The organism is Nocardioides sp. Root140 (assembly GCF_001426745.1).
Classification (GTDB): domain Bacteria; phylum Actinomycetota; class Actinomycetes; order Propionibacteriales; family Nocardioidaceae; genus Nocardioides.
In genome coordinates, this window is record NZ_LMFI01000001.1 from 152,123 (window position 1) to 172,891 (window position 20,769).

The window sequence follows — 20,769 nt, forward strand, 5'->3', positions numbered from 1 at the left end:
CGCGTACGACGCAGGAGCACGCGGCGTGGCGCGGCGGGTTGAGGAAGACGGACCGGCGGGTCGAAACCACGGTGAGGTACGTCAGGGCGGTGACCTGCCTGCAAAGTCGGACTACCGTGGAGACATGCCTGCCGTCACCGTCGACGACCTCACCGTCCTGCACCGCATCAAGGGCCCCGGCCTGGGCGACCAGCCGCGTCCGGTGACCTCCGTGTCCACCGCGCCGCAGGGCTACGAGGGTGAGGGATTCCCCGTACGTCGCGCATTCGCGGGCATCGACATGCGCCAGCTCGACCCGTTCATCATGATGGACCAGATGGGCGAGGTCGACTACGCGCCGGGGGAGCCGAAGGGGACGTCGTGGCACCCGCACCGCGGCTTCGAGACCGTCACCTACATCATCGACGGCCAGTTCGACCACCAGGACAGTCACGGTGGCGGCGGCACGATCACCAACGGTGACACCCAGTGGATGACGGCCGGCGGTGGCATCCTGCACATCGAGGCGCCCCCCGAGTGGCTGGTCGTCAAAGGCGGCCTGTTCCACGGCATCCAGCTCTGGGTGAACCTGCCCAAGGACGCCAAGATGACGCCCCCGAAGTACCAGGACCTGCGCGCCAGCACTGTCGCGCTGGCCACCTCGCAGGACGCCGGCGCCCTGGTGCGCATCATCGCAGGCGAGGTCGACGGGCAGGGTGGACCCGGGGCGACGTACACCCCGATGACGCTGGTCCACGCCACGATCGAGCCCGGTGCCCGGCTCGACCTGCCCTGGCCGGTGGAGTTCAACGCGTTGGCCTACGTGCTCGGTGGCCACGGTTCCGTCGGCATCGACGCGCATCCGGTGCAGATGGGGCAGGCGGCCGTGCTCGGGGCGGGGGACTACGTCACCGTCACCGGTGCCGAGCGACAGGAGAGTCGTACGCCGGCGCTCGACGTGATCATCGTCGGAGGCCGCCCCATCGGTGAGGCGCTGGCCTGGGCCGGCCCGTTCGTGATGAACACCAAGGCCGAGGTGATGCAGGCCTACGAGGACTTCCAGAAGGGTCGGTTCGGCCACCCGCAGCCCTGAGTGGGTTCTGGTTCTCCAGAAGCAGGCCGCGAGAGTTGCAGTTTGTACGTGTGGGCCGCTCCGAGAGGTGCAAACTGCAACTCTCGGCGTGCTGACCTGCCCGTGCTTGGCGTGAGCTCTTCAAGCATGCGGCCGTGGTCCCGATTCGTCACCCGTCAGAGGCGTTTCTCGAACCAGGCCTGGGCGTAGGGGTTGTCGTTGTAGCGCTCGATGCGTGAGTAGCCGGCCCGGTCATACATCGCGATCGCCTCGACCAGGGTCCCGTTCGTGTCGAGGCGCACCGTGGTGTGGCCGAGGTCGCGCGCGCTGGCCTCGAGCTCGCGGAGCATCCGGCCGCCGAGGCCGGCGCCGCGCCAGTCCTCGCTGACCCACATGCGCTTGATCTCGGCGATGCCGTCCCCGAGGTCGCGGACGCCACCGCACGCCGCCGTACGTCCTTCGCTGCGGGCCAGCAGGAACACGCCGTACGGCGCACGAAGCGTCGCCGCATCGGAGGCAGAGGCATCACCGGCATCGAAGCCCGACTCGAGGCGCCGGTCGATCTCCGCGAAGTAGGAGGCCATCGCCGACTGGCCCTCGGGCGAGGCGGGGTCGACGGGGGAGATGTCGACGGTCGCGGCGCGGACCAGCAGCTCGGCCGTGGCCAGTGCCTCGGCCAGCCGGGTGCCCTGGCGCTCGGTCAGCGGCTCGACGATCTGCCGGGCGAGCTCGTCGGAGCGGTCCTCCAGCTCGGACCACGTGGCGCGTCCGTCTGGAGTCAGCGTGGCGACGCGACGCCGGGCATCGTGGGGATCGGGCTCCATCGCGACCAGGCCCTCGGACTCGAGACGGCGGAGCAGGCGGCTGAGGTGACCGCTGTCGAGACCCAGTCGGTCACGAAGGTCGCGGACGACCGCGCCGCCCGGCGTACTGCCGATCTCGAAGAGGAGACGCGAGGGGCCGAGCGGCCGGCCGGAGCCGAGGAACGACTCGTCGAGCACGCCGACGCGCTGCGACCAGGCGCGGTTGAAATGACGGAGCGTTTCGACGGCGGAGAGCATTCTCTGACTTTAGTCAGACAAATCAAGGCGGGTCAATCGACGCCGAAATGAACCGAGCCCCTGACCGCGTTGCACGCAGTCAGGGGCTCGATCTCTTGGGGTGAGTAACGGGACTTGAACCCGCGACATCCGCCACCACAAGGCGGCGCTCTACCAGCTGAGCTATACCCACCATGGGCGCGACGCCGGAGCGGCGCGACCGGAGAGAAGTGTAGCCGTAGTCAGGGGGTGGTTTGCGAATCGGGGTCGCCCAACCCGGTGAGCGAGCCACCGTGGCGGTTGGCGATCTCCTTGGCGGCCGTGCTGTCCGGGCCCGGAGCCGGCACGAAGACGGCCTCGCGGTAGTAGCGCAGCTCCTCGATGCTCTCCTGGATGTCGGCCAGGGCGCGGTGGTTCCCGCGCTTGGGCGGCGAGGAGAAGTACGCCTTCGGGAACCAGCGGCGCGACAGCTCCTTGATCGAGGAGACGTCGACGATGCGGTAGTGCAGGAAGGCCTCGAGCTCGACCATGTCGCGGGCCAGGAAGGCGCGGTCGGTGGCGACCGTGTTGCCGGCCAATGGGGGCCGTGAGCCGTCGGGGCAGTGCTTCTTGATATAGGCCAGCACCTGCTGCTCGGCCTCGGCCATCGTGATGCCGTCCTTGAGTTCCTCGAGGAGCCCGGACTTCGTGTGCATGTCACGCACGAACTCGTTCATCTGCGCGAGCGCAGCGTCGGTGGGCTTGATGATGAGGTCGATGCCGTCACCGAGCACGTTGAGGTCGAAGTCGGTCACCAGGGCGGCCACTTCGATCAACGCATCGGCGCCCAGGTCGAGCCCGGTCATCTCGCAGTCGATCCATACAAGTCGTTCGTTCACCCGCACGACACTAGCGGCCACAGCGCCAGAGGCCGATTCAGTCTCGTCTCAGGTGCCCGGCCTACTGTCTGTCGCATGCTGGGATGGGTCGGTCTGCTCGCGCGCCTCGTCGTCGGGGGCGTGTGGATCGTCGCCGGCGCCCTGAAGCTGCCCGACCCGGCGGCCAGTGTGCGCGCCGTGCGGGCCTACGACCTGTTGCCCGAGTCCGTGGTGCCGACCGTGGGACACGTGCTGCCGCTGGTCGAGGTCGTCGTCGGGGTGTGCCTGGTCATCGGCCTGCTCACGCGGCCGATGGCGCTGCTCTCGGTGCTGCTGTTCGCGGCGTTCATCTTCGGCATCGCCTCGGCGTGGAGCCGCGGGCTCCAGATCGAGTGCGGCTGCTTCGGCGGTGGTGGCTACTCCTCCAACGCCACCGACGACTACCCGTGGGAGATCGCCCGCGACGTCGGGCTCCTCCTGGCCTCGGCGCTCCTGGTGTGGCGCGCCCGCACCCGCCTCGCCGTCGACAACCTCCTGTTCAACCCCTGAGAGAATGGTTCGCATGCCTTCGCCGTACAACACGAACACCTCGTCTTCCTCCGGCTCCGGGAGCAACGGAAGGCGAAACGTCCTCATCGGCAGCGCCATCGCGGCGGTGCTGCTGCTGATCGTCGGCATCGGCTGGGCGGTGCAGGCCAACCGCGACACCACCGGCGACGACGCCAAGACCCCGGGCGACTCGACCAGCTCGGGAAGCACCCCGAGTACGACGACCAGCCCGTCGCCGGGAACGTCGTCGACCGCCCCGGCCAAGGGCGCTCCGGCGATCACCGACACCTACGGACTCGGTGTCGGCGACCCGGACGCACCGGTGAAGGTCGAGGTGTTCGAGGACTTCCAGTGCCCGTTCTGCATGCAGTTCGAGGAGGCCTCGCACGAGCAGCTGCAGCAGGCCGCGGCCGACGGTGACGCCTACCTGATCTACCGGCCGATGGCGTTCATCAACGACTACTCCGGCCGTGCCCTCAACGCCTTCGGTGTCGTGCTCGACGCGTCGGGCGGCGAGGTGGCGCTGAAGTTCCACGACCTGCTCTTCGCGAACCAGCCGTCCGAGAGCGGCCCCTACCCGAGTGACGACGACCTGATCGACCTCGCCGTCGAGGCCGGGGCCGACGAGGGCCAGATCCGCCGTGGCGTGGAGACCAGCGAGTTCGGCCAGTGGGCGGTGAATGCCAGCGATGCCGCGTCGAAGCGTGGGGTGAACAGCACCCCGACCGTGTTCGTCGACGGCGACCCGGTCACCGGGAACAGCATCGACGAGCTGCTCGCCAACGTGATGGCCGGGATCGACGCCGGCTGATGAAGGTCGAGCGGGTCCAGCGATGGGTCATGTCGGCGTTGCTCACCACGGTGGGCTTCATCTTCGCCGCCGGGCTCTGCTTCCTCGCGGGAGTCGCCGAACGCCCTGGCGCCGAGCCGGGGCTGCTGGTCATCGCCGCCGTCGTCGGCCTGGTCACCCTTGCCGGGGTCCTGACCATCAACCAGCACAGCATGCTCTCGCCGTGGTTGCTGGTCGGACTGGTGCCGGCGGCCGTGGGGGCCTGGCTCCTGCTGCTGCGCTGACGCTGCACCACCGCCGGGTTTGCCAGGGCCCTGCAGCGGTTAGCATCCGCGCGTGACATTGCCCCGGGCCCTGGCCGCGCTCCTCGCCTCGCTGTGGGTGGTGCTGGCGACCGTCGCGCCGTCGTACGCCGACGACAGGTCGACCACCATGCCGGCAGACCTGAAGGCCACCGGCGTCTACCTCGAGCCGGCGGCGGCCATGGGCGACGCCGACCTCTGGCGCACACGACTCAAGGCCGGCGTGCGCAAGGCCGACCTGCCGGTGCCGGTCAGTGTGGCGCTGTGGTCGGAGATACCGGGTGCCTGGCCGGATCCGGAAGACGTGGTGGTGAAGAACGACGCCGAGCTGCTCGAGCTGTTCGACCTGCCGCCGCGCAGCGTGGCGCTGCTCACCGAGGACGGCTCCCTGAGGTCGGTGAGCCATCTTCCCGGACGGGCCGCGGAGAGCGTCCGGGCGTGGGAGAACCGTGCCGACGCGGTGGTCACCCGCATCGAGGCGGCCGGTTCGGACGCTGATCGTGGCGCCTCCTTGTCCGCGGTCGCCGAGGCGTGGGTCTACCTGCGAGTGGCCGACGCCGACGGCGCGAGCCCGCAGGAGCTGGTGGCCGAGCTCTCCGGCGACACATCCCTGTTCGACGACACCGCGCGCGCACCCGAGCCGCCGTCGGAGGACTTCGAGGACGAATTCAACTCCCCGTGGGTGCTCGTCTCGGCGGCCTGCGTGCTGGTCGGCACGGTCGGCCTCTTCGTCTGGAAGACCTGGCAGATGCCGCGCGGATCACTCTCCAGCCGGGTCGCCGCCGGGCCGCGTCGCACGCCGGACGACCTGATCGCCACGCTGACTCCGCTCGCCCTGGAGGAGCAGGTCACCCGTCTCGCCGAGGCGATCTCGAGCTCCGACGTACGACCCGGCAACCCGGCGTACGACGAGGCGCAGGCCTGTCTCGACGCGGCCGCGAAGTACGTCGACTCCGCCCGAGACCGCGACCGGGTCGGCGTGCATCTCCTGGTCGAGGACGGCCATGCCGCCCTGGCAGGCGCGCGAAGCTCACGCTGCTTCTTCCACCCGCTGCACCCGGCGACCACCTCGGTGAAGCGACGCTCGGTCTCGTTGCCCTGCTGCAAGCCGTGTGCCCGTGGCGTCACCGACGGGAAGGCTCCGCAGTCGTTGATGGTCACCGGAGACGACGGCACCGTCCGCGCCTACTACGAGTCCGAGGACGTGTGGACCACGACCGGCTACGGCGCGCTCGACGAGCGCTGGGCCAAACGTGCGCTCCTCGCGTCACTGGAGGCGCGATGAGTGTCAGGAGCATCAAGATCCACATGCTGAAGTGGTACCTGGTCGTAGGGTCCTTCATCGCGTCGATGGTCTGGATCATCGTGCTTTTCAACTCGCAGGACGTCTACCAGGATCCGTATGCAGATGAGTCGGTCGCGGACGTCACGGTGCACACACCGTACGAGGAGGAAGCGGCGGCTGCCCTGCGCGAGAAGTCGGTGTACGTCGACCCGGTGCTGCGCGACACGGTGTGGTCCAGCCTGGAGACCAGTGGTGTCCGGGACGAGATCGCCGGGAGCACGTCGCCGATCTTCCTCGTCGCCTCGCCGAGGTTCGGCTACAGCCTCGAGGGCGAGGAGGTGCTCCTGGCACGGATCGCCGACGCCACCGACCGCGTCGGCATCTACCTGCTGCTGGACCAGACTGGCGTCGTGGCGCAGCACCACGTGCGCGGCCACGACGACGAGTCAATCTACCTGTATCCGCAGACCGGCGACACGTCCGAGCTCGGCGTCCGGGCGATGATCCGGGACACCGATCACTCCGTTCAGGAGCAGGTCAAGGGGAGCGACGACGAGTCCGGATGGGCGAACAGTCCCGTGATGCTCGGGAGCTTCATGGGTCTCACCTTCGCGGTTCCCCTGTGGTACTTGATGAAACTCATCCGCTGGTCTGCGCGCCGTGACCGTTCCTACCTGAAGGGTTTCAAGGAATGAAGGCCGTGATCGTGCTGCTGCTGGCCCTGGTCGGCTGGGGGCTGGTCGGTGGGGGAGTGACCGCGCCGTCGTACGCCGCGCCGGCCGAGCCCGACGTGACTGTGGAGCCGGGCACCGGCTTCACCCGCGCCCAGGTCGACGAGATCCGTGCGCTGGTGGCCGACGCGAAGATCCGCACCCGGGTGCTCATCCTCAACGACCTGCCGAAGTCGGCCAAGGGGTCGCCCGACCTCCATGCATCGAACCTTGAGCTGGCCCGCTTCAAGAAGGACGACGAGCGGGTGGGCATGACCCTGGTCTTCACGCCCGACACGATTCCCGAGTACGGCGCCTACGACTCGTCGCTCGACAAAGACGTGATCTACGCGCTCAGCGTCGTCGAGAAGGACCTCGACGGCACTCCCCAGGAGAAGTTCGTCGAACTCGTGGAGATGACCACCACCCGCACGGGCGCGCAGCGCATGGACGAGGAGATGGCCAAGATCTGGGAGGAGCCCGAGCTCTCGTCGCAGGACACCGGTGGCTCGAAGGAGCCGGCCAGCACGAAGGTCCTGGTGCTGCGCTGGGTCTTCGTCGCCGTGGTGGCCGTGCTGGTGCTGCTCTTCGTGGGCTTCCGCGGTCGGGCCGTCGCGGGCTGGTGGAAGCGCCGACGCAGGGCGCGCGGCATCGAGGAGGCGGCCGGCGAGGCGCGCGAGAAGACCCTGGCCGACCGGGCGAAGGCCGACCTCGCCGCGTTCGGTGCCGCGATCGACGCGGAGAGCATGGACCAGCACGACGCCCTGCCGTTGTGGAACCTCGCCCTCGACGACTACGACAAGGCGTCGCGGTTGTACGACGCCCGCACCGGCGCTGCCGATGATCGCAAGGTGATCGAGATCTGTGCCCGTGGCCGCGACCGACTGGCCAAGGCGCAACGCTGACGGCTTGGGGCTTGGCCGGTCGCGCTGGCAGACTGCGCGGGTGACTGATCTGGCTGCTTTCATCACCGCGCTGCCCAAGGCGGAACTGCACGTGCACCACGTCGGGTCGGCCTCGCCGCGCATCGTCGCCGAGCTGGCCGAGCGCCACCCCGGCACGGTGCCGAGCGACCCGGCGGCGTTGCGGGAGTTCTTCGCGTTCCGCGACTTCGCGCACTTCATCGACGTCTACCTCGCGGTGGTCGACCTGATCCGCACGCCGGAGGACGTCGAGCTGCTGACCTACGAGATCGCCCGCGAGATGTCGACGGGGCAGAACGTGAAGTACGCCGAGCTGACGTGCACGCCCTACACCTCGGTGGTCCGCGGCATCCCGATCGAGGCCTACACCGAGGCGATCGAGGAGGCGCGGCGCAAGGCCGAGCGCGACTTCGGGCTGGTGCTGCGCTGGATCTATGACATTCCGGGGGAGAGCGGCATCCCCGCCGCCGACGCGACCTTGTCCTACGCGCTGGAGCACCGCACCGACTCGCTGGTCGGCTTCGGCCTCGGCGGACCCGAGATCGGTGTGCCACGCCCGCAGTTCAAGCCGCACTTCGACGCCGCCCGGGCCGCCGGGCTGCACAGCGTGCCGCATGCCGGCGAGACCACCGGGCCCGAGACGGTCTGGGACGCCGTGCGGGTGCTCGGCGCCGAGCGGATCGGCCACGGCACGACGTCGGCGCAGGACCCCGAGCTGCTGGCCCACCTGGCTGCCGAGGGGATTCCCCTCGAGGTGTGCCCGTCGTCCAACATCGCCACCCGGGCCGTGGAGTCGCTCGACCAGCACCCGATCACGAAGTTCCGCGACGCCGGGGTGACGATCACGATCAACTCCGACGACCCGCCCATGTTCGGCACGACGCTGAACCGGGAGTACGAGATCGCCGCCGACCTGCTCGACCTCGACCAGGCCGGCGTGGCCTCGTTGGCGCGGGCTGCCGTCGACGCGTCGTACGCCCCGAGCATCGTGAAGGCCGAGCTCTCCGCGGAGATCGACCGGCACGCCGCCGCGCTGAGGGGCTGACGCCATGGCGCCGGTGCCGAACCCGCTCGAGGCCCTGTCGCGCGAGCAGTTGCAGCAACGGACCAGCCTCAAGTGGAACAGCCACCCTGCGGACGTGCTCCCGCTGTGGGTGGCGGAGATGGACGTGTCGCTCGCGGAGCCGGTGGCGCAAGCGCTGCACCGGGCGGTCGACCTGGGTGACACCGGCTACCCGTTCGGCGACGGACTCGCACGGGCCCTCGCGGAGTTCGCCGCGAAGCGCTGGGGCTGGTCGGACTTCCCGGTCGACCGTACGGCGATCGTGCCCGACGTGATGCTGGGCATCGTCGAGGTGCTGCGACTGGTCACCGAACCGGGCGACCCGGTGATCGTCAACGCGCCGGTCTATGCGCCGTTCTACGCGTTCCTCACCCATGCCGACCGCCAGGTCGTCGAGTCACCGTTGACCGAGGCAGGGCGGGTCGACCTCGACGCGCTCGTGGAGGTGTTCCGCCAGGTGCGGACCACGAGTCCACGGGCGGCGTACCTGATCAGCAACCCGCACAACCCCACTGGTGCGGTGCACACGCGTGCCGAGCTCGAGGCGATCGCGGTCCTCGCCCGGCAGCACGGCGTGCGCGTGATCGTCGACGAGATCCACGCCCCGTTGATCCTGGCCGGCGCGGAGTTCACGCCGTACCTCACCGTGGCGGGGTCGGAGGACGCGTTCTCCCTGATGTCGGCCTCGAAGGGCTGGAACCTGGCCGGCCTCAAGGCTGCCCTGGTCATCGCCGGGAGCGAGGCCGTCGACGACCTGGCCCGGATGCCTGAGGAGGTCAGCCACGGCCCCAGCCACCTCGGCATCATTGCTCACGCGGCGGCCTTCCGGCACGGCGGTGACTGGCTCGACGCGCTCCTGGTCGGCCTCGACGAGAACCGCACACTGCTCGGCGACCTGTTGACCGAGCACCTGCCGCAGGTCGGGTTCCTGCGACCCGAGGGCACCTATCTGGCCTGGGTCGACTGCCGTCCGCTCGGCCTGGACGCGCCGGACTCCGAAGACAACGCCGAGGGCGACCTGGCGGTGGTCTCCGACCTGGCCGGCCCGGCCCGCCATTTCCTCGACCACGCCCGCGTCGCGCTGAGCTCCGGGCACGTGTTCGGTGCCGGAGGGCGTGGGCACGTGCGGATCAACTTCGCCACGTCCCGCGCGATCCTCACCGAGGCGGTCACCCGGATGGCCCGGTCGATCGGCTGATCTGTCGGGCAGGTCAGAAAGCGCCCCCGGCAGGATTCGAACCTGCGACCTAATCATTAGAAGTGACTTGCTCTATCCAGCTGAGCTACGGGGGCATGCGGACCGGAGGCAGCCCCCGATCCGCGCGGCAAAGTATGCCGCATCCAGGGGAAGCCGCCCGACCCCTGGCCGTCAGTTGAGGTCGACGCTGAGCGCCTTGCCCGCCTGGACCAGCAGCGGCACGGCGCGATCGACCAGTTCCGGCGACATCCGCTGGGCCGGGCCCGAGACGGACAGGGCCAGACGGGTGGGTACGTCGGGCACCGAGACGGCGACGCAGCGCACGCCGATCTCCTGCTCGCCCTCGTCCATGGCGTAGCCGTTCTTCGCGGCCAGCGCGAGCTGCTTGGCGAACTCGTCGGGGTCGGTGATCGTGTTGTCCGTGTGCTGCGGCATGCCGGTACGCCGCAAGAGGTCGCGCACCTGGGTGTCGGGGAAGTCGGCCAGGATCGCCTTGCCTACCGCGGTGCAGTGGGGCAGCACGCGGCGCCCGACCTCGGTGAACATCCGCATGGAGTGCCGGGAGGGGACCTGGGCGACGTACACGATCTGGTCGCCGTCGAGCATCGCGAGGTTGGCCGACTCACCAAGCTCGTCGACGAGTGCCGCGAGGTGGGGGCGGGCCCAGGTGCTCAGCATGTTGGAGGAGCTCTCACCGAGCCGGATCAGGCGCGGGCCGAGGACGTACTGCCGGGAGGGCTCCTGGCGCAGGTAGCCGAGGTCGACCAGCGTGCGCACCAGTCGGTGGATCGTCGGCAACGGCAGGCCCGACGCCGTCGCCAGCTGGGACAGGCCCATCATCCCGCCCGCGTCGGCCATCATCTCGAGCAACCCGAAGGCCCGCTCGATCGACTGCACGCCCCCGGCGCGGACCTTCGGCTCTTTCTCTGCCACGTGCTCTGCTCCTCAAATACGATTTCCGGATGGTGGAAGTGTAGCGGGAAATATGTGGGAAGAGGTGGGTTGAAGTTCCACTAGGTAGATACTAGTATCCGTAATGCGAAATACCTACCGCTGAGAGGTCGAGAACGTTGGCTACCCCAAGTCCTGGATACGCCGTCACGGTCCGTGTCGACACTCCGTCCTCCGCGGGGGCCACCGGCCGCCTCGTCGCCGCGGTCGCAGGGGCGGGCGGATCGGTCACCGCGCTCGACGTCGCCGAGTCCCACGCCGACCGGCTCGTCGTCGACCTGACCTGCGACGCCGTCGACGTCGCACACGTCGACGCCATCACCAAGGCCCTCGCTGCAGTGCCCGACGTCAAGGTGCGCAAGGTCAGCGACCGCACCTTCCTGATGCACCTCGGCGGCAAGCTCGAGGTCGTCCCCAAGGTTCCGCTCAAGAACCGCGACGACCTCTCGCGCGCCTACACGCCGGGCGTCGCGCGGGTCTGCATGGCGATCGCCGAGAACCCGGAGGACCTGCGCCGGCTCACCATCAAGCGCAACACCGTCGCCGTGGTGACCGACGGCTCGGCCGTGCTCGGCCTCGGCAACATCGGCCCGGGCGCCGCGCTCCCCGTGATGGAGGGCAAGGCGGCGCTGTTCAAGCAGTTCGCCGACGTCGACGCCTGGCCGGTCTGCCTCGACACCCAGGACACCGAAGAGATCATCATGATCGTCAAGGCGATCGCGGTCTCCTACGGCGGCATCAACCTCGAGGACATCGCCGCACCCCGGTGCTTCGAGATCGAGCGCCGGCTCCGCGCCGAGCTCGACATCCCCGTCTTCCACGACGACCAGCACGGTACGGCGATCGTCGTACTCGCCGCGCTCACCAACGCGCTGCGCGTGGTCGGCAAGGATCTCGACAAGGTCCGCATCGTGGTGAGCGGTGTGGGTGCCGCCGGCCACGCGATCATCAGGCTGCTCCACGCCCAGGGCGCGCGGCACATCGTGGCCTGTGACCGGCGCGGCGCCGTACACAGCGGGCAGGAGGGCCTCGACCCCGACCGCCGCTGGATTGCCGACCACACGAACGTCGACGGCTTCACCGGCAGCCTCAAGGCAGCCCTGGCCGACGCCGACGTCTTCGTCGGGGTTTCGGCGCCGAACCTGCTCGACGGGGCCGACATCGCCACCATGGCCGACGATGCGATCGTCTTCGCGCTGGCCAACCCCGACCCCGAGGTCGATCCGGTGGCCGCCAACGAGCACGCAGCGATCGTCGCGACCGGACGGTCCGACCACCCCAACCAGATCAACAACGTGCTTGCGTTCCCCGGCCTGTTCCGGGGCATGCTGGATGCAGCCGCACGCGAGATCACCGACGAGGTGATGCTCGCCGCGGCGGGCGCCATCGCCGACTGCGTGCATCCCGACGAACTGAACGCGAGCTACATCGTTCCGTCCGTGTTCGACCCCGCCGTCGCCCCCGCCGTCGCGGCGGGCGTGCAGGCGGCAGCCCAGGAAGTGGAGAGCCTTAAGTGAGTGAGGGAGCAGTGATGGAGAAGACCGACGACATCCAGGTGTCGGGAGAGCAGGTCGACGGCGGGGAGAAGATCCTCACCGCTGAAGCCCTCGCCTTCGTGGCCGAGTTGCAGCGCAGGTTCGGAGGCCGTCGCGACGAGCTGCTGGCCGCCCGCAAGGCTCGACGCGAGGAGGTCTCGCGCACGGGCACGCTCGACTTCCTCCCGGAGACGGCGGAGATCCGCGCGGGTGACTGGAAGGTCGCACCCGCGCCGGCCGACCTCGTGGACCGCCGGGTCGAGATCACCGGCCCCACCGACCGCAAGATGACCATCAACGCGCTCAACTCCGGCGCCCGGGTCTGGCTGGCCGACATGGAGGACGCCAGCACGCCGCACTGGAGCAACGTGGTCGGCGGCCAGGTCAGCCTGTACGACGCCATCCGGCGCCAGATCTCCTTCACCGCAGCCGGTGGAGGCAAGACCTACGAGCTGCGCGACGACCAGCCACTGGCCACCATCGTGATGCGCCCGCGTGGGTGGCACTTCGATGAGCAGCACCTCCTCGTCGACGGCAGGCCGGTGGTCGGTGCGCTGGTCGACTTCGGTCTCTACTTCTTCCACAACGCCGCCGAGCTGTTGGCCCGGGGGAGCGGCCCGTACTTCTACCTGCCGAAGACCGAGAGTCACCTCGAGGCCCGGCTGTGGAACGACGTGTTCACGTTTGCCCAGGCCTCGTTGGAGATTCCGCACGGCACGGTCCGCGCCACGGTGCTGATCGAGACCATCCCGGCCGCGTTCGAGATGGACGAGATCCTCTACGAGCTGCGCGACCACGCGTCCGGTCTCAACGCCGGCCGGTGGGACTACCTGTTCAGCATCATCAAGTACTTCCGCGACTCCGGTGCCGACTTCGTACTGCCCGACCGCGCCTCGGTGACCATGGCCGCGCCGTTCATGCGGGCCTACGCCCAGCTGCTGGTGAGGACCTGCCACCGACGCGGCGCCTTCGCGATCGGCGGCATGGCGGCGTTCATCCCGAGCCGCAAGGACGAGGAGGTCAACGCTCGCGCGTTCGAGAAGGTGCGTGAGGACAAGGAGCGCGAGGCCGGCGACGGGTTCGACGGCTCCTGGGTCGCCCACCCCGACCTGGTCCCGGTCTGCCGCGAGATCTTCGACCGGGTGCTCGGCGACAAGCCGAACCAGCTCGACCGGCTGCGCGAGGACGTCGAGGTCTCGGCCGCCGACCTGCTCGACCTCAAGGCCACGCCGGGCAGCGTGACCCGCGAAGGACTGCACGGCAACGTCGAGGTCTCCCTGCTCTACCTCGAGGCCTGGCTCCGCGGACTCGGTGCCGTCGGCATCCACAACCTGATGGAGGACGCCGCGACCGCCGAGATCTCCCGCTCGCAGATCTGGCAGTGGGTGCACAACGAGTCCAAGCTCGAGGACGGCACCGTGATCACGGCCGCCCTGGTCCGCGAGGTGCTCGACCAGGAGCAGGCCAAGATCCTGGCCGACGCTCCTGAGGGCAACCGCTTCGCCGAGGCCCGCACCATCTTCGAGGAGGTCGCGTTGGCCGACGAGTTCGTCGACTTCCTGACCCTGCCGGCGTACGACGCGGTGGTGTCGGCGTGAGCGCCTTCGACGACCTGGCCGACGACCTCGACCAGAGGCTGGCCGCGGCTGACGCCGAGCTGCTCGCCTGCTTCCCCGGCGACCGCGGCACCCGTCAGCCGGTGCACACCGTCTACGTGCCGGGCGACCGGTACGACGCCGGCACCGTCACCCAGTGGGGCGAGGAGGCCAAGACCGTCCTTGCCCAGCACGGCCGCTCCGTCATGGAGCTGGCCGAGGCGCTCGAGCTGCGGCCCAGCCTGGCCGTCGAGGTCTATGACCGGGTCCGCGCCAAGCTCGACCGCGAGCCGATCGAAGACCTCCGGATCGACTTCGAGGACGGCTACGGCAACCGCCCCGACGAGCAGGAGGACGCCGCCGTCATCGCCGCGGCCCGGGCCCTCGCGGTGACCGTCAAGGCCGGCGCCGCCTCGCCGTACCACGGCCTGCGGATCAAGTCGTTCGAGGCGCCGACGCGTCGCCGCGGCCTGCGCACGCTCGACCTCTTCGTCGGCGAGCTGGCCGGCGCCGACGCGATCACCGACGGCTTCGTGATCACGCTGCCCAAGGTGACGTCAGTCGACCAGGTGTCGGCGATGGTGGCCGCCCTCGACGCGATCGAGTCCGCCCACGGCGTACCCGCCGGGTCGCTGCGCTTCGAGATCCAGGTCGAGACCCCGCAGGCGATCCTCGGACCGGACGGCTCCGCCCTCGTGGCGAAGATGATCCACGCCGGTGGACGCCGGGTGACCGGGCTGCACTACGGCACCTACGACTACTCCGCCTCGCTTGGTGTGGCCGCGGCGTACCAGAGCATGGAGCACCCGGTCGCCGACCACGCCAAGGACGTCATGCAGGTCGCGGCCGCCGGGACCGGTGTCTTCGTCTCCGACGGCTCGACCAACCAGCTGCCCGTGGGGGACCGCGACGCCGTACGCGCGGCCTGGCGTCTCCACGTCCGGCTGGTACGCCGCTCGCTGACCCGCGGCATCTACCAGGGGTGGGACCTGCACCCGGCCCAGCTGCCGAGCCGTTTCGTGGCCACCTACGCGTTCTATCGCGAGGGCCTGGTCGCTGCCTCCGACCGGCTCCGCGCCTACGTGCACGGGGGCGACTCGGGCTACCTCGACGAGCCGGCGACCGCTGCTGCCCTGGCCGCCTTCGTGCTGCGCGGGCTCGAGTGCGGAGCCGTCGGGGCTACCGAGATCGACAAGCTGATCGGCGTCGACCTCGAGGGCCTCGCGCGCCTCGCCAGGAGGTCCGTGCCGGCCTGATCCGGCCCGCTCCTGTACGACGCCCTGCACAACGCCCGCTCTTCCGGACCTCGTTCCGGCAGGGCGGGCGTTCTGCGTGTCCGGATCGCGATAAGAGGCCGCGAACCCTTGACACGTCCGTGTGAGCGGGGACACACTTTTCTACACACGGAAAGTTAGTTCCACAATGCGGAATTCAATGAAGGGCTCGCAATGTCATCCGTCGCCACCTCGGAAACCACCAAGGCCAAGCGCAAGCCGCTCTACACGTCGCTGTTCCTCCAGGTGGGTGTCGCGATCGTCGCGGGCATCTCGGTCGGACACTTCTTCCCGGACTTCGGCTCCGACCTGCGCCCGTTGGGTGACGGGTTCATCAAGCTGATCAAGATGATCATCGCGCCGCTGATCTTCTGCGTGGTCGTCACCGGCATCGCCCACGTGGGCGACGTGAAGTCCGTCGGCCGGATCGGCCTCAAGGCGCTGATCTACTTCGAGCTGGTGACGACCTTCGCGCTGGTCTTCGGCCTCGTCATCGCCAACGTGCTCAAGCCCGGGCAGGGCTTCAACATCGACCCGGACACCCTGGCCGGCGGCGAGCAGGCGCTCGCCGAGAAGACCGCAGGCGGCGAGCTGCCGCACACCGTCGACTTCCTGATGGGCATCATCCCGGAGAGCGTCCTGGGCGCCTTCGCCGACAATCAGCTGCTTGCCGTGCTCTTCTTCTCGGTGTTGTTCGGCATCGGCCTGGCCCAGGTCAACGACACCGGCAAGGGCTCGGCGATCCTCGAGCTGATCGACCAGTTCAGCCACGTGCTGTTCACGCTCGTCGGCTACATCATGAAGGTCGCCCCGATCGGAGCGTTCGGTGCGATGGCGTTCATCATCGGCCAGTACGGCATCGAGTCGCTCGCCTCGTTCGGCAAGCTGATCGGAGCCTGCTACCTGGCCGCGGTGCTCTTCGCCCTGGTGCTCGCCGCGATCGCCAAGCTGTACGTCGGTCTCAACCTGTTCAAGTTCATCAAGTACGCCCGTGAGGAGTTCGCCCTCGCGCTCGGCACCGCCTCCACCGAGGCCGTGCTGCCGCGGATCATGAGCAAGCTGCAGAACGCCGGCAACTCGCCCGCCTCCACCGGCCTGGTCGTGCCGACCGGCTACTCGTTCAACCTCGACGGCGCCACGATCTACCTCTCCATCTGCTCGATCTTCCTGGCCCAGGCGGTCGGAGTGGACATGTCCCTGATGGATCAGCTCGCCATGGTCGGCGTACTCATGCTGACCTCGAAGGGCATGGCCGGCGTCCCCGGATCCTCGTTCCTGGCGCTCTCGGCGACGGCCACCGCGATCGGTGCCTATCCCGTCGCCGCGGTGGCGGTGCTGCTGGGCGCCGACCGGATCATGGACTCGATGCGGGTCTTCGTGAACCTGCTCGGCAACTGCGTCGCCACCTTCGTGGTCTCCAAGTGGGAGGGCCAGCTCGACGTCGAGCGGATGCACGCGGTGCTGAACGGCGAGATCGTGGTCACCGACGACGTGCCAGAGCCGGAGGAGCTCCACGTTCCCGGGCATCACGTCGACCACCCGGAGCACCACCCGGTTGCAGCCGCGGCGCTCCCGATCCGCGAGTAGCCTGCTTCCATGCGCCTCGTCGCCGAGTTCACCACCGAGCCCTTCCATGGCGAAGGGAAGCCGCCCAAGCATGCCGTGGTCGCGCTGAAGGCGGTGGAGGATGCCGGCCTCGAGTGCGAGTTCGGGCCCTTGGGTACGACCGTCAGCGGCGACGCCGACGAGGTGGTGCAGGCGCTGGCCGACGTGCTCCGCTCGGCACTCTCGCACGGCGCCACCCGGGTCACCCTGCAGGTCGAGCCCGCCGATGGCTGAGTCCGCGGCGGGCCACCCCCTGCTCGAGGCGGTGGCGCCGTTGCTGGCCCGCCTCGACGCCGAGGTGGTCGAGCCGGCGAAGCTGCGCAAGGGCGACGTCCCTCTCGTGTGGGAGGGGGAGACCGTGGCCGGCGTGCGCCTCGCCAGCGCGGACGCGCCGTCCGGCACCTCGAAAGCTGAGTCGTCGGGGGCGGCTTCGGGCACGGAGTCCGCGGGCGACCTGGCCGCGTTGATCGACGAGGTGGCCGCGGAGATCGCCGGTGAGCGCGGTCTGCCGCTTGCCGACTTGTCCCGGGCCGACAAGCAACGCGCGGTGCGCGTGCTCGAGGAGCGGGGCGCGTTCGCCTACCGCCGCTCCGCCGAGACCATCGCGGAGGCGATCGGGGTCAGCCGATTCACCGTCTACAACTACCTGAACCGGTCCCGATGAGCGTGAGGCTGAAAGTTCGACCACCAGAAATTTCAACAAACTGTTGACGTAGCGGCCGACGCCGTGCCACGCTCATCGTGACGGAAAACACATTCCGCATCACGAAAGTAGGTGGACGGTGAAGCTCGAGGAGCTCAACACCTTGCCTGCGGCCGACGTTCGTCCGCACCTGCTCGCCTGCGCCGACGTACCGGCCTGGGCCGACGCGGTGCTCGCCGGCAGGCCGTACGCCGACAGCGACGCGCTCGAGGCCGTGGCCGACCGCGCCGCCCGCGCGTTCACGCCGGCCGATGTCGACCGCGCACTGGCCGCACACCCGCGCATCGGCGAGCGGGCCAAGGGCGCCGGCACCGAGGCCGCCTGGTCCCGGGCCGAGCAGGCCGCGGTGTCCCGCGACACCGACACGGAGCGGGCGCTGGCCGACGGGAACCGGGCCTACGAGGACCGCTTCGGCCGGGTCTTCCTGATCTGCGCCACCGGCCTCTCCGGTGAGGAGATCCTGAAGTCCTTGCGCAGCAGGCTCGAGCACGACGACGCGGCCGAGTTGTCCGTGGTCGCCGACGAGCTGCGCAAGATCGCCCTCCTCCGTCTGCGAAAGGTCCTCGACTGATGAGTAGTGCCATCACCACCCACGTCCTCGACACTGCCCTCGGGCGCCCGGCCGCCGGCTGCCGCCTGCGGCTCGAGCACCTCGACGGCGACCGGGTCGTCATCCTCGCCGAGGCCGCGACCGATGACGACGGACGCGCCACCGAGCTCGGACCCGACCGGGTCGAGCCGGGCACCTACCGGCTGGTCTTCGACGTCGCGGCCTACGCCGCCGCGACCGGCCAGGACTGCTTCTTCCCGGAGGTCGGCGTCACCTTCGCGCTGACCGACGCGACCCTGCACCACCACGTCCCACTCCTGCTCAGCCCGTTCGCCTATTCCACCTACCGAGGGAGTTGATCCCATGGCCATTCGCCTGGGCCCCAACCAGTACGGCAAGGCCGAGAGCCGCGTCGTCCGCATCTACCGCGACACCGCGCGCCACCAGATCCGCGACCTGAACGTCTCGTCCGCCCTGCGCGGCCGCTTCGAGGGCGCGCACATCAGTGGCGACCAGGGCGACGTACTGCCCACCGACACCCAGAAGAACACCGCATTCGCCTTCGCCAAGGAGAAGGGCGTCGGCGCGATCGAGGACTACGCGCTCGCCCTCGCCGACCGCTTCATCGACGCGGCCCCCGCCGTCGACGGCGCCAAGGTCGAGGTCGAGGAGTACGCCTGGGACCGCATCCCCGTCGACGGCTCCGGCCACGACCACGCGTTCGTCCGCACCGGCGGCGGCACCCGCACCACCGCGGTCAACGTCGACGGCCGCGGTGACGACCGGATCGCCCACGTGGTCTCCGGGTTCAAGGACCTGACCGTGCTCAAGTCGACCGGGTCGGAGTTCTTCGGCTACCTCAAGGACGAGTACACGACGCTCCCCGAGACCCACGACCGGATCCTCGCCACCTCGCTGGTCGCCCGCTGGCGCTACGACGCCGCGTTCGTCGCCCGCGGTGACGTCGACTGGGACAAGTCGTACGACGCAGTGCGCGCCCTGCTGCTCCAGCGGTTCGCCGAGATCCACAGCCTCGCCCTGCAGCAGACGCTCTACGGCATGGGGGAGTCCGTGCTCGAGCAGCACCCCGAGATCGCCGAGATCAAGTTCTCCGCGCCCAACAAGCACCACTTCACGGTCGACCTGGCGCCGTTCGGCCTGGAGAACCCGGGCGAGGTCTTCATCGCCGCCGACCGCCCCTACGGCCTGATCGAGGCCTCCGTCATCCGTGACGACGCCACCGACGCGGGCAATGCCTGGCTCGGCCTGCCCGGCTTCTGCTGAGGTGCGCGATGAACTTCCGCCGTCGTACGACCGCGCCTGCTTCCACGCGTCCTGAGGACGAGCGGCACCCGCCCGGGCAGCTGCTCGCCTACGGAACCCAGCACATCCTGACGATGTACGGCGGCGTGATCGCGCCGCCGCTGATCGTCGGCGGTGCGGCGGGGCTGTCGGCCTCTGACATGGCACTGCTGGTCACCGCCGGACTGTTCGTCTCCGGGCTGGCGACCTTGTTGCAGACCCTCGGCCTCGGGCCGTTCGGCAGCCGGCTGCCGATCGTGCAGGGCATCTCGTTCGCCAGCGTCTCCACGATGGTCGCGATCGCCAGTGAGGACGGGCTGCGGCCGGTCTTCGGCGCGATCATCGTCGCCGGCGTGATCGGCCTGGTGCTCTCGTCGTTCTTCGCCCAGCTGGTGCGACTGTTCCCGGCCGTGGTGACCGGCAGCCTGATCACCGTCATCGGGCTCTCCCTGATGCCGGTGTCGTTCCGCTGGGCGATGGGCAACGAGGAGACGGCGTCCGACTTCGGGTCGATGACCAACATCGGGTACGCCGGCCTGACCCTGCTGATCATCCTGGTGATCAGTCGGCTGTTCCAGGGCGCGGTGTCGCGGCTCTCGATCCTGCTCGGTCTCGTGGTCGGCACAGTGATCGCGGCGCTGGCCGGTCGTGCGGACTTCTCGGCCGTCGGTGACGCGAAGCCGTTCGCCGCGCCTTCGGTCCTGCACTTCGGCACACCGACGTTCGAGATCGGCGCGATCGTGTCGATGACCGTGGTGATGCTGGTGATCATGACCGAGACCACTGCCGACATCCTGGCGATCGGCGAGATCGTCGACACCGAGGTGGACGCGAAGCGGGTCGCACAGGGGCTGCGCGCCGACATGGCCGCCACGACAGTGGCACCGCTCTTCGGCAGCTTCCCGTGCAGCGCGTTCGCGCAGAACGTCGGACTGGTCGCGCTGACCGGCATCAAGAGCAGGTTCGTCGTCGCGACGGGTGGGCTGGTCCTGCTGCTGCTCGGGTTGCTCCCGGTGGTCGGTGCCGTCGTCGCGGCGATCCCGTATCCCGTGCTCGGTGGCGCCGGCATCGTGCTCTTCGGTTCGGTCGCGGCCAGCGGCATCCGCACGCTGTCGCGGGTCAGCTATGAGGACAACCTCAACATGGTGATCGTCTCGGTCGCCGTCGCGGTCGGCATCATCCCGATCGCCGCCCCCACTTTCTGGGACGCGTTCCCGGAGTGGTTCGGCGTGATCATGCACTCGGGCATCAGCGCCACCGCCGTCGTCGCGGTGGTCCTGAACTACCTGTTCAACGAGGTCACCGCCGGCAACAGGTCGGGCGCCTCCGTCTTCGCCGCGTCGGAAGACCGGCGCGACGGCTTCGGTGACCGGCTCGACGACGACATCCGTCACGCGGACTGACGTCAATCCGGCCGACGGCTTGGAGATTGCTCCAAGCCGTCGGCCGCTTCGTGGCCCTGGTTCGTGCCCGCTGTGACTTACCG

The 20,769-nt window shown here is 69.3% G+C and carries 22 protein-coding genes and 2 tRNA genes; 19 read left to right on the top strand and 5 right to left on the bottom strand.

The window, feature by feature from the left end:
- Positions 1-124: 124 nt before the first annotated feature.
- Complete coding sequence (locus ASD30_RS00770) at positions 125-1,072, top strand: pirin family protein (RefSeq protein WP_056675511.1); 948 nt, start codon at positions 125-127, stop codon at positions 1,070-1,072.
- Between the two features lie 155 nt (positions 1,073-1,227).
- On the opposite strand, the gene ASD30_RS00775 is transcribed toward ASD30_RS00770, so the two are convergent.
- The 3 genes from ASD30_RS00775 to orn form a co-directional block, all read right to left on the bottom strand.
- Complete coding sequence (locus tag ASD30_RS00775) at positions 1,228-2,112, bottom strand: bifunctional helix-turn-helix transcriptional regulator/GNAT family N-acetyltransferase (RefSeq protein WP_056675514.1); 885 nt, start codon at positions 2,110-2,112, stop codon at positions 1,228-1,230.
- A 96-nt stretch (positions 2,113-2,208) separates the two neighbouring features.
- Positions 2,209-2,284, bottom strand: a tRNA-His gene (locus ASD30_RS00780).
- A gap of 49 nt (positions 2,285-2,333) precedes the next feature.
- Positions 2,334-2,969 (bottom strand): oligoribonuclease, encoded by a 636-nt coding sequence (orn, locus tag ASD30_RS00785; RefSeq protein WP_056679032.1) that lies wholly within the window; start codon positions 2,967-2,969, stop codon positions 2,334-2,336.
- Between the two features lie 75 nt (positions 2,970-3,044).
- Here orn and ASD30_RS00790 point away from each other — a divergent pair, with 75 nt between their 5' ends.
- The 8 genes from ASD30_RS00790 to ASD30_RS00825 are packed head-to-tail and all read left to right on the top strand — an operon-like array spanning position 3,045 to position 9,768.
- Positions 3,045-3,497 (top strand): MauE/DoxX family redox-associated membrane protein, encoded by a 453-nt coding sequence (locus ASD30_RS00790; RefSeq protein WP_056675517.1) that lies wholly within the window; start codon positions 3,045-3,047, stop codon positions 3,495-3,497.
- A gap of 13 nt (positions 3,498-3,510) precedes the next feature.
- Positions 3,511-4,308, top strand: a complete 798-nt coding sequence (locus ASD30_RS00795) for a DsbA family protein (RefSeq protein WP_056675520.1) — start codon at positions 3,511-3,513, stop codon at positions 4,306-4,308.
- Complete coding sequence (locus ASD30_RS00800) at positions 4,308-4,571, top strand: hypothetical protein (protein ID WP_056675525.1); 264 nt, start codon at positions 4,308-4,310, stop codon at positions 4,569-4,571. Before ASD30_RS00795 ends, ASD30_RS00800 begins: the two co-directional genes overlap by 1 nt.
- Before the next feature lie 52 nt (positions 4,572-4,623).
- Complete coding sequence (locus tag ASD30_RS00805; protein ID WP_156393475.1) at positions 4,624-5,874, top strand: hypothetical protein; 1,251 nt, start codon at positions 4,624-4,626, stop codon at positions 5,872-5,874.
- Positions 5,871-6,569: a hypothetical protein gene (locus ASD30_RS00810; RefSeq protein WP_056675531.1), complete on the top strand. Its 699-nt coding sequence runs from the start codon at positions 5,871-5,873 to the stop codon at positions 6,567-6,569. Before ASD30_RS00805 ends, ASD30_RS00810 begins: the two co-directional genes overlap by 4 nt.
- Positions 6,566-7,489 carry a hypothetical protein gene (locus ASD30_RS00815; RefSeq protein WP_056675534.1) on the top strand — a complete coding sequence of 308 codons (924 nt, stop codon included), beginning with the start codon at positions 6,566-6,568 and terminating at the stop codon, positions 7,487-7,489. Before ASD30_RS00810 ends, ASD30_RS00815 begins: the two co-directional genes overlap by 4 nt.
- Before the next feature lie 40 nt (positions 7,490-7,529).
- Positions 7,530-8,552 carry an adenosine deaminase gene (locus tag ASD30_RS00820; RefSeq protein WP_056679035.1) on the top strand — a complete coding sequence of 341 codons (1,023 nt, stop codon included), beginning with the start codon at positions 7,530-7,532 and terminating at the stop codon, positions 8,550-8,552.
- Positions 8,553-8,556: 4 nt separating this feature from the next.
- Positions 8,557-9,768, top strand: a complete 1,212-nt coding sequence (locus ASD30_RS00825; RefSeq protein WP_056675537.1) for a MalY/PatB family protein — start codon at positions 8,557-8,559, stop codon at positions 9,766-9,768.
- Positions 9,769-9,789: 21 nt separating this feature from the next.
- On the opposite strand, the gene ASD30_RS00830 is transcribed toward ASD30_RS00825, so the two are convergent.
- Together ASD30_RS00830 and ASD30_RS00835 are read right to left on the bottom strand one after the other, a co-directional pair.
- Positions 9,790-9,863 (bottom strand) — tRNA-Arg (locus tag ASD30_RS00830).
- Positions 9,864-9,939: 76 nt separating this feature from the next.
- Complete coding sequence (locus ASD30_RS00835) at positions 9,940-10,701, bottom strand: IclR family transcriptional regulator (protein WP_056675540.1); 762 nt, start codon at positions 10,699-10,701, stop codon at positions 9,940-9,942.
- A gap of 137 nt (positions 10,702-10,838) precedes the next feature.
- On the opposite strand from ASD30_RS00835, the gene ASD30_RS00840 reads away from it, so the two are divergent.
- From ASD30_RS00840 to ASD30_RS00885, 10 genes are all read left to right on the top strand, one after another.
- The gene (locus ASD30_RS00840; protein WP_056675543.1) at positions 10,839-12,236 is read left to right on the top strand and encodes an NAD-dependent malic enzyme; all 1,398 of its coding nucleotides are present in this window, start codon (positions 10,839-10,841) and stop codon (positions 12,234-12,236) included.
- Positions 12,233-13,852: a malate synthase A gene (gene aceB / locus ASD30_RS00845; protein WP_235530193.1), complete on the top strand. Its 1,620-nt coding sequence runs from the start codon at positions 12,233-12,235 to the stop codon at positions 13,850-13,852. The genes ASD30_RS00840 and aceB overlap by 4 nt, the downstream gene beginning before the upstream one ends.
- A complete protein-coding gene (locus ASD30_RS00850; RefSeq protein WP_056675548.1) occupies positions 13,849-15,105 on the top strand; it encodes a DUF6986 family protein in 1,257 nt (418 codons plus the stop codon). Before aceB ends, ASD30_RS00850 begins: the two co-directional genes overlap by 4 nt.
- 192 nt (positions 15,106-15,297) lie before the next feature.
- Entirely contained in the window at positions 15,298-16,710 is a 1,413-nt protein-coding gene (dctA, locus tag ASD30_RS00855) for a C4-dicarboxylate transporter DctA (protein ID WP_082563464.1), read from the top strand.
- A gap of 9 nt (positions 16,711-16,719) precedes the next feature.
- The gene (locus ASD30_RS00860) at positions 16,720-16,962 is read left to right on the top strand and encodes a thiamine-binding protein (RefSeq protein WP_056675552.1); all 243 of its coding nucleotides are present in this window, start codon (positions 16,720-16,722) and stop codon (positions 16,960-16,962) included.
- On the top strand, positions 16,955-17,392 hold the full coding sequence (locus ASD30_RS00865) for a helix-turn-helix domain-containing protein (protein ID WP_056675555.1): 438 nt from the start codon (positions 16,955-16,957) through the stop codon (positions 17,390-17,392). Before ASD30_RS00860 ends, ASD30_RS00865 begins: the two co-directional genes overlap by 8 nt.
- Positions 17,393-17,510: 118 nt before the next feature.
- The gene (gene uraD, locus ASD30_RS00870; RefSeq protein WP_082563465.1) at positions 17,511-18,002 is read left to right on the top strand and encodes a 2-oxo-4-hydroxy-4-carboxy-5-ureidoimidazoline decarboxylase; all 492 of its coding nucleotides are present in this window, start codon (positions 17,511-17,513) and stop codon (positions 18,000-18,002) included.
- Complete coding sequence (gene uraH, locus ASD30_RS00875; protein WP_056675561.1) at positions 18,002-18,340, top strand: hydroxyisourate hydrolase; 339 nt, start codon at positions 18,002-18,004, stop codon at positions 18,338-18,340. The genes uraD and uraH overlap by 1 nt, the downstream gene beginning before the upstream one ends.
- A gap of 4 nt (positions 18,341-18,344) precedes the next feature.
- Complete coding sequence (gene pucL, locus ASD30_RS00880) at positions 18,345-19,265, top strand: factor-independent urate hydroxylase (RefSeq protein ID WP_056675563.1); 921 nt, start codon at positions 18,345-18,347, stop codon at positions 19,263-19,265.
- Positions 19,266-19,273: 8 nt separating this feature from the next.
- Entirely contained in the window at positions 19,274-20,686 is a 1,413-nt protein-coding gene (locus ASD30_RS00885) for a nucleobase:cation symporter-2 family protein (protein ID WP_082563466.1), read from the top strand.
- Positions 20,687-20,769: the final 83 nt, after the last annotated feature.

What these genes read in the sequence shown, in the direction of transcription:
- ASD30_RS00770 (WP_056675511.1), top strand. Translation starts at nt 125, where the DNA reads ATGCCTGCCGTCACCGTCGACGACCTCACCGTCCTGCACCGCATCAAG.
- ASD30_RS00775 (WP_056675514.1), bottom strand. Translation starts at nt 2,112, where the DNA reads ATGCTCTCCGCCGTCGAAACGCTCCGTCATTTCAACCGCGCCTGGTCG.
- ASD30_RS00790 (WP_056675517.1), top strand. Translation starts at nt 3,045, where the DNA reads ATGCTGGGATGGGTCGGTCTGCTCGCGCGCCTCGTCGTCGGGGGCGTG.
- ASD30_RS00795 (WP_056675520.1), top strand. Translation starts at nt 3,511, where the DNA reads ATGCCTTCGCCGTACAACACGAACACCTCGTCTTCCTCCGGCTCCGGG.
- ASD30_RS00800 (WP_056675525.1), top strand. Translation starts at nt 4,308, where the DNA reads ATGAAGGTCGAGCGGGTCCAGCGATGGGTCATGTCGGCGTTGCTCACC.
- ASD30_RS00810 (WP_056675531.1), top strand. Translation starts at nt 5,871, where the DNA reads ATGAGTGTCAGGAGCATCAAGATCCACATGCTGAAGTGGTACCTGGTC.
- ASD30_RS00815 (WP_056675534.1), top strand. Translation starts at nt 6,566, where the DNA reads ATGAAGGCCGTGATCGTGCTGCTGCTGGCCCTGGTCGGCTGGGGGCTG.
- ASD30_RS00825 (WP_056675537.1), top strand. Translation starts at nt 8,557, where the DNA reads ATGGCGCCGGTGCCGAACCCGCTCGAGGCCCTGTCGCGCGAGCAGTTG.
- dctA (WP_082563464.1), top strand. Translation starts at nt 15,298, where the DNA reads ATGTCATCCGTCGCCACCTCGGAAACCACCAAGGCCAAGCGCAAGCCG.
- ASD30_RS00860 (WP_056675552.1), top strand. Translation starts at nt 16,720, where the DNA reads ATGCGCCTCGTCGCCGAGTTCACCACCGAGCCCTTCCATGGCGAAGGG.
- ASD30_RS00865 (WP_056675555.1), top strand. Translation starts at nt 16,955, where the DNA reads ATGGCTGAGTCCGCGGCGGGCCACCCCCTGCTCGAGGCGGTGGCGCCG.
- uraH (WP_056675561.1), top strand. Translation starts at nt 18,002, where the DNA reads ATGAGTAGTGCCATCACCACCCACGTCCTCGACACTGCCCTCGGGCGC.
- pucL (WP_056675563.1), top strand. Translation starts at nt 18,345, where the DNA reads ATGGCCATTCGCCTGGGCCCCAACCAGTACGGCAAGGCCGAGAGCCGC.
- ASD30_RS00885 (WP_082563466.1), top strand. Translation starts at nt 19,274, where the DNA reads ATGAACTTCCGCCGTCGTACGACCGCGCCTGCTTCCACGCGTCCTGAG.